The 11,913-nt window shown below is 68.4% G+C and carries 11 protein-coding genes; 3 read left to right on the top strand and 8 right to left on the bottom strand.

Going from position 1 to position 11,913, the window contains the following annotated elements; translation table 11 throughout:
• Both NBRGI_RS39490 and NBRGI_RS39485 read left to right on the top strand, forming a co-directional pair.
• Window positions 1-619: class I SAM-dependent methyltransferase (locus NBRGI_RS39490; RefSeq protein WP_063726376.1), on the top strand; the 619-nt coding region annotated here is incomplete at its 5' end.
• 129 nt (window positions 620-748) lie between these two features.
• A complete protein-coding gene (locus tag NBRGI_RS39485; protein ID WP_081878434.1) occupies window positions 749-1,486 on the top strand; it encodes a PAS and ANTAR domain-containing protein in 738 nt (245 codons plus the stop codon).
• A gap of 63 nt (window positions 1,487-1,549) precedes the next feature.
• Here the strand turns inward: NBRGI_RS39485 and NBRGI_RS39480 are convergent, their stop codons facing one another.
• The 7 genes from NBRGI_RS39480 to NBRGI_RS39445 form a co-directional block, all read right to left on the bottom strand.
• Window positions 1,550-2,914, bottom strand: coding sequence for an APC family permease (locus NBRGI_RS39480; protein WP_036562523.1), 1,365 nt, complete (start codon window positions 2,912-2,914; stop codon window positions 1,550-1,552).
• Window positions 2,915-2,966: 52 nt separating this feature from the next.
• Window positions 2,967-5,933 carry an AfsR/SARP family transcriptional regulator gene (locus tag NBRGI_RS39475; RefSeq protein WP_148311139.1) on the bottom strand — a complete coding sequence of 989 codons (2,967 nt, stop codon included), beginning with the start codon at window positions 5,931-5,933 and terminating at the stop codon, window positions 2,967-2,969.
• Window positions 5,934-6,191: 258 nt separating this feature from the next.
• On the bottom strand, window positions 6,192-6,722 hold the full coding sequence (locus NBRGI_RS39465; RefSeq protein ID WP_029902884.1) for a hypothetical protein: 531 nt from the start codon (window positions 6,720-6,722) through the stop codon (window positions 6,192-6,194).
• Window positions 6,719-7,288, bottom strand: a complete 570-nt coding sequence (locus tag NBRGI_RS39460; protein ID WP_029902882.1) for a TetR/AcrR family transcriptional regulator — start codon at window positions 7,286-7,288, stop codon at window positions 6,719-6,721. Before NBRGI_RS39460 ends, NBRGI_RS39465 begins: the two co-directional genes overlap by 4 nt.
• 61 nt (window positions 7,289-7,349) lie before the next feature.
• Complete coding sequence (locus NBRGI_RS39455; protein ID WP_235211266.1) at window positions 7,350-8,504, bottom strand: hypothetical protein; 1,155 nt, start codon at window positions 8,502-8,504, stop codon at window positions 7,350-7,352.
• 119 nt (window positions 8,505-8,623) lie between these two features.
• The gene (locus NBRGI_RS39450) at window positions 8,624-9,049 is read right to left on the bottom strand and encodes a tautomerase family protein (RefSeq protein WP_029902878.1); all 426 of its coding nucleotides are present in this window, start codon (window positions 9,047-9,049) and stop codon (window positions 8,624-8,626) included.
• Between the two features lie 24 nt (window positions 9,050-9,073).
• Window positions 9,074-9,775 carry an SDR family oxidoreductase gene (locus NBRGI_RS39445; protein WP_029902875.1) on the bottom strand — a complete coding sequence of 234 codons (702 nt, stop codon included), beginning with the start codon at window positions 9,773-9,775 and terminating at the stop codon, window positions 9,074-9,076.
• Window positions 9,776-9,866: 91 nt separating this feature from the next.
• On the opposite strand from NBRGI_RS39445, the gene NBRGI_RS39440 reads away from it, so the two are divergent.
• Window positions 9,867-10,340 carry a winged helix-turn-helix transcriptional regulator gene (locus NBRGI_RS39440; RefSeq protein WP_029902873.1) on the top strand — a complete coding sequence of 158 codons (474 nt, stop codon included), beginning with the start codon at window positions 9,867-9,869 and terminating at the stop codon, window positions 10,338-10,340.
• Here NBRGI_RS39440 and NBRGI_RS39435 read toward each other — a convergent pair.
• Complete coding sequence (locus NBRGI_RS39435; protein WP_051728382.1) at window positions 10,333-11,691, bottom strand: glycosyltransferase; 1,359 nt, start codon at window positions 11,689-11,691, stop codon at window positions 10,333-10,335. The two genes, NBRGI_RS39440 and NBRGI_RS39435, sit on opposite strands and share 8 nt — an antisense overlap.
• Window positions 11,692-11,913 lie beyond the last annotated feature (222 nt).

The raw sequence follows: 11,913 nt of genomic DNA, 5'->3' as shown, positions 1-11,913 counted from the left end.
CGCCTACAACCGACTGGTGACCTCCGGCTGGAACCGGCTCGCCACGATCTACAACAATCCGCTCGCGCAACGGGTCATGTATCGGCCGCCGCAGGACGAGATCATCGACCAGTTGCGCCGCGCGGACAGCCGCCGGATCGCCGATGTCGGCTGCGGCACCGGGATTCTCGCCGCCCGCATCCAACAGGAGTTGCACCCCGACGTGATCTACGGTTGCGACGCCTCGCCCGGCATGCTCCGCCAGGCGAAAGCCCGCTCCGGACAGGTGAACTGGATCAACCGCCCGGCCGAAGACCTCGGCCTGCCCGCGGGCTCGGTCGACGCCGTCGTCTCCACGCACGCCTTCCACTTCTTCGACCAGCCCGGCGCGCTGGCCGAGTTCCACCGGATCCTCTCCCCCGGTGGGCTACTCGCGATCGTCGTGATCAACCCGCGCAGCCGGTTCGCGCCGCTGCTGCAACCCACTCCGGTCCAGGGGGTCGCCTACTTTCCGCCGCCCGCCGAAATGCGGGAGCTGATCGTGGCGGCGGGCTTTCACGTGGTGGAGCAGCGACCGGTGCGCCGGCCCATTCCCGAGGCGTTCGTCCCGGACCAGCTGACCGTCGCGCGCAGCGGCTGACATCTCGGCGCGCCTCGCCGACGAGCTGTCGGCGGCGCGCGGTAATCTTGTCGCTCGGAACGCGCTGCCCCAGACCCCGCCAGCCGACCACACAGCAACGAAGTCGGTCGAGGTGGGAAGGGGCAGTTCGTGGATCAGCCTGTCGATACGCCGAACATCGCGCGGGGCGACGGCAACGACAACCAAGGCGCGGCGACACCACTGCTCGATCCCGGAATCGAGCCGATCAGTCCGATCGAAGAGGTCCTCGGCACGGGCGCGTGGCAGAACGCGGGCACCTTCCGGTTCTGGCTGGCCGACGAGCGCTGGGAATGGTCCGACGAGGTCGCCCAGATCCACGGCTACGCACCGGGCACCGTCCAGCCGACCACCGAACTGCTGCTCTCCCACAAACATCCGGACGATCGGGAACAGGTCGCGAACACCATTGCGCGCACCGTCGAAACCGGTGAGCCGTTCTGCAGCAGACACCGGATCATCGACACCAGAGGACGGGTACGCCACGTGCTGGTGGTCGGTGACGACATGTACGACGACATGGCGAGAGTGGTCGGTACGTCCGGCTACTACGTCGATATCACCGACACCCTCGCCGAGGATCGCAGGCAAACCCTCAACGATGCCCTACCCGAGCTGTACGCCGCCCGCGCCGCCATCGAACAGGCCAAAGGCGCGCTCCGGCTGGTCTATGGAATCAGCGCCGACCAAGCCTTCCGCGTGCTCGTCTGGCGCGCCCAGGAGAGCGGTGTCGAACTGCGTGTCCTGGCCACCCAGCTACTCTCCGAGTTCACCGCTCTCGGCGGCTCGATGGTCGAACTCCGCACCCGCTTCGACCATCTACTGCTCACCGTCCACGAACGCGTGTGATCACGGTGTGCGCCACTCGTCCTCGGTGAGGGCGGTGCCGGCCTGCGGCACCATGTAGCTCCCTTACGCCCTTCCCTCATCGGCGCGGGCAAAACGTTCGTCCGGTTCGGCGTCGGCGGACTCTCTGGTCCGTAGTTCGCCGCCGTTGCGGGCGCGGACCGCGTTGATCGCGGCGAGCGCGACTCCGAGGGTGACCAGGATCAGTCCCCGCAACCACACTTCGCCCTCGATCCGGGTGAACAGGAACAGGCACGACGCCAGGCCCAGCCACGGGATGACCGCCGGCACCCGGAAATGGTCCGGTTCGCCGCCCGCGGTGCGGCGCAGCACCAGCACCGCGGCGTTGACGGCGGCGAACACGACGAGCAGCAACAGCACCAAAGTGGCTGCGAGCGAATCGACTTCGCCGGTCGAGGCGAGCACCAGGGAGACCGCGGAGGTCGCCAGGATCGCCACCCACGGCGTCCGCCGCCCCGGCAGCACCCGGGCGAAGAGCGGCGGCAGCAAGCCGTCCCGGGCCATGCCATAGGTCAACCGGGACGACATGATGCCGGTGAGCAGCGCCCCGTTCGCCACCGCCACCAGCGCGATCAGACTGAACAACCAATCCGGCAGCTCCCCGGCCGCCCGCACCACCTCGAGCAGCGGACCACTGGACCCGCTCAGTTGCCCGGTGGGCACGCTGGCACTGGCCACGAAGCCGATCAGCACATAGACCACGCCCGCGGTGAGCAATGCGCCGAACAACGCCCGCGGATACGAGCGACGCGGGTTCTCGATCTCTTCGGCCAGATTCACCGACGTCTCGAACCCGACGAACGAGTAGAACGCGAGTACGGTCCCGGCCAGCACCGCGCCGAACGGACCGTGCTCGGCGGTGCCCACCTCGGTGACGCGATGCAGGTCGCCGTCGCCGCGCGCGATGATCCACGCGCCGAGCCCGATGATCAGGACCAGCCCGCCCAATTCGATCAGCGTCGCCGCGACATTGGCGCGCAGGGACTCTTTGATCCCGCGAATGTTGAGCGCGGCGAGCGCGGCCAGGAAGACCACCACGACCGCCGCCGCGGGCAACGAGATCAGCGCCTGCAGGTAGTCCCCGGCGAAGGCCCTGGCCAGCGCGCCTACCGAAACCAGCCCGGCCGCCAGCATGCAGAATCCGACGAACGATCCGGCGGCGGGCCCGAATGCCGTGGTGACGTAGTGCGCGGACCCGCCCGCCCGCGGATACCGGGTCGCCAATTCGGCGTAGGACGCCGCGGTGAGGGTGGCGAGCGCGAGCGCGACCAGCAGCGGCAGCCAAACCGCGCCGCCGCTCTCCCCCGCCACCGAACCGACCAGCACATAGACGCCGGCGCCGAGGGTGTCGCCGAGTATGAAGAAATACAGCAGGGGTGTGCTCACCGTCCGCTTCAACGCGAGGCTCATGCTGGTCCGATACCCAGATGATCTCTGTTGAAGCGCCGCGAGCCGCTCGCGCTCAGCTGGCGGTGAGCGTGGCGGGCGCCGGGTTCTCGGCCGGACGCCCGGGCACGGGCAAGCCGATGTGGCGGCGCGATTGCGCGACCTTGCGCATGATCGGCTCGGCTTCGTCGCCGCGCCCGGCGGCGGTGAGCGCGCGGCTGTACACCCGCATGGCCCGCAGCCGGCGCACGGTGGCCGAGACCTCGGTGAGCGCCCGCACGGCCTCCGCCGCGATCGGCACCGCGGCTTCGGCGTCGCCGCTGCAAAGGGTCACCTCGGCGAGCCGGGCCAGCGCCCAGCCCTCCTGATGCCGGCGTCCGTCGCGGCGGGCCACCGCGAGCGCCCGCTCGCACAGTTCCCGCCCTTCCGCCGGATCACCCCGCTGCAACGTCGCAAAGCCCAACTCGTGCAACGCCATTGATTCGAGCCGGAGGCTTCCCACCATGCGCGCGAGGAACAGGGCTTTGCCCGCGGCCTCGACCGCTTCCGGCCAGCGCCGCGCATCGCAGTAGGCGCGGGCCAGGGTCGCCCAGCCCATCCCCTCGCTCCACTGGTTGCCGTCCTGGCGGCCCAGTTCGATGGCCCGCCGGAAGTGCTCCACGGCCACGTCCACCTTCTCCTGGTAGGCCATCGCCGTGCCGAGCATCTGTTCGGCGAGGATGGCGCCGGGGCGATCGCCCGCCTCGCGCAACATCGCACCGGCCTGGCGCAGGATGTGCCCGGCACTCAGATCGCCCATGCCGACCAGCCGGGCGACGGCGGCGGCCAGTTGGGCACGCGCCGTGGTCCGCAGGTCGCCGTCGTTCTCCGCGGCGTAACTCATCAATTCGAGCGCCTCGGCCACCTGCGGCAGATGCTCGCCCGCGTCCCCGCCGACGGCCAGCGACAGCGCGAGATCCACTGCGAGCATGCGGGTCTGCGCATCCGGCAGTTCAGTGACCTGCCGATAGAGCGCGACCAGGCCGGATCGCTCGGTCATCGCCCAGACGGCACATTGCCGCTCGTCGGTGAAGCGCTGCCCGGCCTGTTCGGTGACGGCGTAATACTCCGTGCCGACACCCGGATCACGAAGTTCCACAATGTTTTTCGCGCTCGCCAGATAGAAGTCGAGCAGCCTGCGCAGGGCGAGCGGCCATTCCCCCCGCTGCGACTGATCGGCCACTCCGCGAGCGAACAGTCGCAACAGGTCGTGATAGCGGTAGCGACCCCATTCCGGCGTCTGCAACATGCCCAGATCGACCAGTGCTTCGCAGAGTCGCTCGGCCTCGGCCGGTTCCCGGTCGATCAGCGCGGCGATCGCGGCGCCCGACAGGTCGGGCGCGTCGGAGAACGAGACCAGGACGAACACGCGCGCCAGCTCGGGCGCGAGTTGCCGGTAACTGTCCCGGAATACGTGTTCCACGCTGGTATTGCCAACCGCGAGTTCGGCGAGCCGGCCGCGCTCGTCGGCCAGCCGCTCGGCCACCGCGGCGAGCCGCCAGTTCGGTCTGCTCGCCAGCCGCGCGCCGACGATCCGCAGCGAAACCGGCAGGTGCCCGCACGCGTGCAGGATTTCGCGCGCGGCGTCCGGCTCGTCCGATACCCGCCGCACCGAAGCCATGCGCTCCAACAGCGTCAGCGATTCGTCCGGGGTGAGCACGTCCAGCGGAACCAGCCGCGCGCCGAACAATTCCGCCAGGCTCGAACGGCTGGTCACCAGGACCGCCGCCGTGCCGGCGCCGGGCAGCAGCGGGGTGAGGTGGTCGACGTCGCGCGCGTTGTCCAGCACCAGCAGCGCCCGCTTGTCCGCCACGGTGTCGCGCCACAGCGCGGTGCGCTCGGCCAGCTCCGTCGGCACCTCGCCGGGCTCGATGCCGAACGCGCGCAACGCGACCGCCAGCAGCACCTCGGCCGAGCGTGGATGTTCGTCCATGCCACCGAGATCCAGATACAGCACGCCGTCCGGATAGTGTTTGCGCGCGCGATGCGCGAGATGCACTGCCAGCGTGGTCTTTCCGACACCGCCGAGGCCGGTGATCGCGATCACGGGGCGGCCGGTGCAGTCCGCGTCGAGCAGTCCGCCCAACTCCCGGGCCAGTTCCGCGCGCCCGACGAAGTCGGCGATATCCGGCGGCAACTGCGCCGGGACACGCGGGAGATCGAAACTCTTCGGCGCGGGCGGCGGTTCGTAGGCCGGCTCGGTGTCCATCGACTCGGCCGACAGGATCTGCTGATGCAGGCGCACCAGCTCCGGCCCGGGCTCCAGGCCGAGTTCATCGGCGAGCAGCCGACGCGCGGTCCGGTAGACGTCCAGGGCCTCGACCCGCCTGCCGCTGCGGTGCAGCGCGATCATCAGCAGTTCGTACCACCGCTCACAGTGCGGATCGGCCGCGATCAGCGCCTCCGACTCCGCGACGGCGGTCGCGTACCGGCCGAGATCCAGCGCCACCGAGACCCCCACCTCATACATGGCCAGGCGCAACCGATCCAGTCGCGTCCGCTCGCCCTCGGCCCAGGGGCCGGGCAGCCCGATCAGCGGATCCCCGCGCCACAGCTGCTGGGCCGCGGCCAGCTTGGCATTCGCGTCGTCGGCCGCGCCCGCCCGCCGATCGGCTTCCGCGGCCGCGATCAGGTCCTCGACCGCGATCACGTCGAACTCCACCGGCACCCCGAGCCGGTAGCCGCCGCGCGTCGAATCGAGCCACTCGGTCCCCGCACCCGGGTACCCGTGCGCGTCGAACTGCCTGCGCAGGGCGAGGACATGGTTGCGCAGCACACTGCCGGCGGTCTTGGGCGGGCGCGCCGACCACAGGCGCGCGACCAGTTGCGTCGTCGAAAGAGTGCGGCCGGGCTCGGCCGCGAGCATGGCAAGTACGGCCAGCAACTGCGGGGCGGCGAGTTCGAGTTGCTTGTCGCCCAGCCAGACCTCGACCGGCCCCAACATCCGTAACCGAAGTGCGGCCGGGCCCGCCCCGTCGAGTCCTGAACATTGCTGCGGTGCCACTCGAATCCCTCACATCCCGTCAGCGCAGACCATGCCGGTACAGCGGACTCACCGGAATATGCGAGCCGTGACGCGACCACCGGTCGCCGTCACCTCTGCTGATGGCAAGTCGGCCATGTAATGACCGTAGAAGCGTGCCGACCGGACGGCAATCGGAGATTACGCGAGGATGATCGAGAAATTACGGTGCGGGGCGATGAGCGCCACGCCGACCTCGGACCGGAATCCTACCGTGGCACCCACCGTGCGCCGGCGATCTCACCGGGCGCCTTCGGACAGCAGATGCGCGAGCAGCAACTTGATCAGCAGCACCGGAGCGAACCACGAGAGCGCATGTGGCACCGTCAGCACACTGGTCACGCCGACGATCGCGAAGGCCGTCACCCCGAACGCGATCGGACGGCGCAGCTCATCCGGCGAGATGGTTACCGCAACCGCGCCGATCAGCGCGAGCGCGTAGATGACCACCGCATTCGCCCAGGTGAACCCCGGCACCACCGCCGCCAAGATGAACGGCTGCAGGTGGATCGCGACGAAGCCGAGGTGGTGGGCGGCGGTCCGGCCGGGTCGGTGGTACCAGCGTTTCGCCGAGTTCGTCGCATTGACGACGGCGCCGCCGAACATGTCGAAGGCGACCAGGGCGACGATCGCGGCACGCCACGGCGCCAGGTCGGCGTGCAGGCTCAGCGCGAAAGCTGTTGCCGCACCGGCGAATGCCGCCGCGAAAGCGGTGGTGACCTCGCCGTGGGTCGCGTTCGGTGCGATCAATCGATCGGTGAGCGTGGTCATTTCCGGATTCCTTCCACACAGAGCTGCACGAGCGGGTCGGCCAGGTCGCGCAGCGAGACCTGCGGATCGGCCAGCGTCTGCACCAGGCAGCCTTCGATCGCGCCGACGATCACCGCGGCATGCCGGGTGTCGATGCCCTCGCGGAGCTCGCCCTCGGCCTGCGCCTGAGCGAGGAGATCGGCTACGGCGTCACGGTATTCGCGATACATGGCGGCCAGGTCGAGCGGCGGATTCGAGGCCCACACGTCCAGGAGCACGCGTGCGTGATCCGGATGCGCGGCGAGCAGGTCCACGATGCCGCGCACCAGACGCGTCAACCGCGTCAGCCCGCTCCCCCCGCCGAGGTCGCCGAGCACCTGCGCGGCCCGCGCCGAATAACTCTCGAAAACGCCGGACAGCAACGCATCCCGGCTGTCGAAGTACAGATACACACTGCCCTTCGCGATACCGGCCGCCGCCGCGACATCCTCGATCCGCGCCGCCGCGAACCCCTTGCGAGCGAACACCCGAACAGCGGCGTCGAGGATCTCCTCCTGCCGGGCAACCCGATCAACTCTCTTCGGCACCGACTTATTATGAATGACCAGTCAGTCATAAAGCAACCCACGACCCGGGCACAACGACGGCCTACGGACGCGTACCGTCCTGTCCTCGAACGCTTCCGGGCCACAGTTCCCAACCGTTCGGGCCGAAGACCCACCGTTCGTTGCTGCCGTCACGGGTGTCGTAGGTGGCACCGAACGGCAGGTGCGTGACCTCGCCGCTGTAGTACGCCAACCGGAGCATGTCGACGGCCAGCCAGTAGGCGTGATGGGCAGCCGTCGATTCCCATTCCGCGCGTTCGAGCGCCGTCAGAAAATGCTCGTCGCGCCGCAAAGCGTCGCCGTTCGGGCAAGTCCAGTACAACACTCGCTCCGGACCGCTGTAGCCGCGCGGGACCAGCTCACGCGGCGTACCGCACACAGCGCACGACTCCACCGCCCGCGGCGCGTAATGGTCGGTCAACCAATGCAAGTCGATGATGCTGTGTTCGGTGTCGCGGGCACAGCTGCCGCCGCCCGGGGCCGCACAGTCCGGGCAACGTATGTCCTTGAATCCGTCGCCGGTATCCGGCCAGCCGGCAGGCCACCGAGCACCGCAACGCAGGCAATGGAACTGGGCCCGCTGGGCGGCGGTAACCGAGAACTGCGTGACGGGCCCAGGCTTGTCCCGTAACGGCCCCAGATACCCGGGATAGGTGCCCAACTCCGCGCGCGGCCATCCGCCTGCTCGCTCCTGCGGCCACAACAGCCCGATGACCTCGTGCACTGCCTGCCGATCCCAGGCCACGCCGGATCGCGCCGGAAGGCTTGCGGCATTGAGATACTCGGTCAGATCGTCGAGGTCCGACAGTGATGATGCGTTCTTCCACGCAAGCTCCCACACCCCTGTTTCGTCGTACCCGGCCCGGAGTGCCGCCGGTATATCCGCCCACTGCAACGCGATTCGAATCTGTTCCTGATGCTTGCGCTCGGCTGCGGCTCGGCTCGCCGACGCCGCGCGTTCGTCCGCACTGCCCGGCCACGGCTCCACCGACCGATCGCCGTACACCCGGCGGGGTAGCCCCGTCAGCGCCCCCGCGCCGGGCGGAAGCACATCCTCGTCGTGGTAATAACCGTGACGGCGGCCCGCCTGTCGATCGAGTTCGGCGAACCCCGCCTTCATTTTCGCGATATCTTCCTTACTGATCTTCTGCGAGTCCTCCGGCGGCCTGAAATGCCGCCCACCGACTTCCTGCGTCACGTTCGCCCTCCCCGTCACGGACTGAAGTTTCGTGCAGACGAACGGTACCCGGCGTCTCCCGTCGGCCCGAGTCGACACCGAGGACTGGCGGTTCGAGGCAGGGGATCTGGGCGATCAGTTCAGTATGGGACTGGTGAATTCTGGTCGGCCCAGAGCTTTTCGGTGTCGGAGCCGCCGGGTGGGGGGACCAGGCCGTTGATCATCCAGAGGTCTTCGCTGGTTTCGTCGGCGTGGAACTCCCAGTGCAGGTTCGGGTGCCGGGTCAGGTGGGGGTGCAGGATGGCCTTGATCCATTGGGCGGTGCGGCGGCGGCTTTCCTGGTCGGGGTTGCGGCGGGCGATGTGGTCGATGACGATGCGCACACCGGACGGGGTGGGTTCGCCGCCGACGTAGAAGTTCTCGGGGCGGGCCTCCTGGAAGACGGTGACGACGTAGAACCTCGGCAAGCCGACCTTTTCGTAGTGGTCGGCGATACGCGTGGCCAACTGGCGTTTCTCGTCGTCACCGAAGATGCCGGGCGTGTGATGGATTGTCCACAGGGGCATGACTTTTCGTACTCCTAGCAGAGTTCAGCGGGCGGCCGCGAAGGTCAGCCGCTCGACCGGACCGGACAGCGCCGCCTTGACCTCCACGGTGACGGCGTCGGCGAGCACTTCGGTATCCCCCGCCGCCACACCGTCCAGGATCCGGCCGGCGATCTCGACGGGCGTGGCCTTGGGCTGGGCGATGGCGGCGACCATGTCGGTGTCGATGAAGCCCGCGTGCACCCCGACGACCTGAGTCCGCTGCTGCGCCAACTCGACTCGCAACGAATTGGTGACCGACCACGCCGCCGCCTTGGACGCCCCGTACGCACCACTGCCCGCCAACCAGGACAGCACCGAATGCATGTTCACCAGTGCCCCACCGCCGTTCGCGGCCAGGATCGGCGCGAACGCGCGCGCCACGCGCAGCGGCCCGAACACGTTGACGTCGAATGTCTCGGTGACACTGTCGAAGTCACCCGTCGCCAACGGCGCCGGCAGCAGAATCCCGGCGTTGTTGAACACGATCTCGACATCGGAAGCGAGCTCCGCCAGCGCCGCGACCGATTCGACGGAACGTACCTCGAGCTCGGCCGTGACCACCTCCGGGCGCGGGTCCGAGTACGCCGAGCGGGCGGTGGAATACACCTTGCGTGCCCCGCGCGCGAGTAGTTCGTCGACCAGTGCCGCGCCGAGCCCGCGCCGGCCCCCGGTCACCAGGGCCACCTTGCCTGCTATCGCCACCATGCGACCTCCATCTCAGTAACGATGTCGTTAGTTAGATGGAACCACGAGACTGCTGGATAACGCAAGCGTTAGTTATAATGAGCAGGTGGCGATGGAGTTCGAGGAGAAGTTGCGCGACCGCGACGCGTGGTCGATCGGCGACGGCTGTTCGGCCGAGCGCGTCCTGAGCCTGCTCAGCACCAAGACGGTGTTTCTCGTGGTCCGCGAATGCTTCTACGGCACAACCCGGTTCGAGGATTTCGTGCACCGCGTCGGCACGTCCGCACCCGCCGCCTCCCGGGCGCTCAAACAGCTGGAAAGCGCGGGCATCGTCACCCGCGTGCCCTACCGGGAGCCCGGCAAGCGGATCCACGACGAATACCGGCTCACCGCGTCCGGCGAGGATCTGCTCCCGATCTTCCTGTCCCTGATGCAGTGGGGCGACAAATACCTGCAGGACGGCCGCCCACCGCTGACCTTCGTCGACGCGGAGACCGGCCGCCCCCTGCGGGTCCGGATCACCACCGAGCCCGTGCCCGAACCGGCCTCCGACGATATCGAGATCCGACTGAACCGGGCTAGGTGAGCCCGCGGGCGTCCTCGGTGTCACCGCGCACCAGTGGTTCCATTTCGCCGGGCGTGATCGCCGGAAACGTCGCGCTCTCCGTCCGTCGCACCACTCGCGGCACGGATCGCATTGCGGCGCCTCGATTTCCGGCGCGGAAAAGTTGCCGTTCGAGCAGATCGGCACCGTGCGCGGCGCCGCCCGCCGCGGCGAAACCCGCCGCGACCCGTTCCGCCCCGGCCTGGCAGGTCAGCGCCCGATCGATCGCGGTCCGCAGATTCGACACGCTCATCCGCTTTTTCGGCACCCAGGTGCCCGCCTCGTTCGTGACTACGCGGCGCGCGACTTCGGATTGATCCCGCCCGAACGGCACGACGCACACCGGCACGCCCGCGGCGAGCGCCTTCTGCGTGATGCCCATCCCGCCGTGCGACACGACGACGGCCGTGCGATCGAGCAACAAGTGATGCGGCAGAAAGGATTCGACGCGGGCGTTAGGCGGTGCCCGAAAGGTCGCGGGGTCGATCGCACCGGTGGTGACCACCGTGAACAATTCACTGTCCGCCAGCGCGTCCATCGCCGCCTGCGCCAGGCGCCCATCGTCCTGGAATTCGGTGGAGCAGGTGACGAGGGCCAGGGGCCGATCGATCTCGTCGAGCCACCCCGGACGCTCGCCTCCGGGAGCCCAGAGGCCGGGACCGATCTGCCGTACCGACGCGGGCCAGTCGCTGCGCTCGTCGTCGAACGGCGGCGCGGTGAAGTTCAACAGCAGCGCAGGCTGTTCCAGATAGTCGAGCGCATGGTCCAGCGCGGCCAACCCGTACTGTCGCCGCGCGCCGTTGAGCGCGGGCAGCATGTCGTCCCACAGCCGGTTCAACACCCACTGGACACCCCCGTCGCGCAATCGCCCGAGTGGTCCGGGCATGGGGTGCAGCCCGGGCCCGAACGGCGGCACCTCCCGTGATCGGATCGGCAGCAGCATCGGCGCCCACGAGGCCCACGGCAGTCCGCTCGCCGCGGCGTAGGTCTGCGCGCCCACTGTCGTCACGTCGACCAGCAGCGCGTCCGGACGTTCGGCGCGCACCGCGCCACGAATGGCCGCGATCTCGTCCGGGATCCGTGCCACCAGAGCACGCACGGCAGCCCGCAACGCACCGATCTTGGAAGTAGCCGCCCAATCATCGAGCGTGTCCTGCGCCAACCGCGCGGGCAGCTCGATGACGTCGACACCCAGCGGATCGAGAGCTTTCTCACTTCCCGGGAGCGTCATCACGGTGACGTCATGTCCCCGCTTTACCAGTTCTGCCAGGACCGGAGCTATCGGATACAGATGGCCCTTGGCCGGTGAAGTGAATGCCAGGATCTTGGTCATGATCCAAGCTAACTCATAGCTATCACTATTGCAGCTTAGGTCGACTGCTACGTTGTGGAACATGAGCTTCTGGGGTTCACATCGGCTTCGCGCGCTTAGTTTGTGCACATCAACAGCTTTGGTGGCGCTGAGTGTGACGATCGGTGCAACCGCAGCTGCGGCCGCCGACCCGAATTCCGGAAAAATAGGACTTTCTGCGCAATCTTCTGGCAAATGGCTAAC

The sequence above is a fragment of the Nocardia brasiliensis IFM 10847 genome, from assembly GCF_000710915.1.
In the GTDB taxonomy this organism is placed as follows: domain Bacteria; phylum Actinomycetota; class Actinomycetes; order Mycobacteriales; family Mycobacteriaceae; genus Nocardia; species Nocardia brasiliensis_A.
The sequence above is the reverse complement of the archived record's forward strand: the minus strand, read 5'-3'. Positions and strand labels throughout refer to the sequence as shown.

Bases quoted from the DNA above. Each gene is read 5' to 3' on its own strand.
- NBRGI_RS39480 (WP_036562523.1), bottom strand. From the start codon at position 2,914: ATGAGCCTCGCGTTGAAGCGGACGGTGAGCACACCCCTGCTGTATTTC.
- NBRGI_RS39465 (WP_029902884.1), bottom strand. From the start codon at position 6,722: ATGACCACGCTCACCGATCGATTGATCGCACCGAACGCGACCCACGGC.
- NBRGI_RS39450 (WP_029902878.1), bottom strand. From the start codon at position 9,049: ATGCCCCTGTGGACAATCCATCACACGCCCGGCATCTTCGGTGACGAC.
- NBRGI_RS39445 (WP_029902875.1), bottom strand. From the start codon at position 9,775: ATGGTGGCGATAGCAGGCAAGGTGGCCCTGGTGACCGGGGGCCGGCGC.
- NBRGI_RS39440 (WP_029902873.1), top strand. From the start codon at position 9,867: ATGGAGTTCGAGGAGAAGTTGCGCGACCGCGACGCGTGGTCGATCGGC.
- NBRGI_RS39435 (WP_051728382.1), bottom strand. From the start codon at position 11,691: ATGACCAAGATCCTGGCATTCACTTCACCGGCCAAGGGCCATCTGTAT.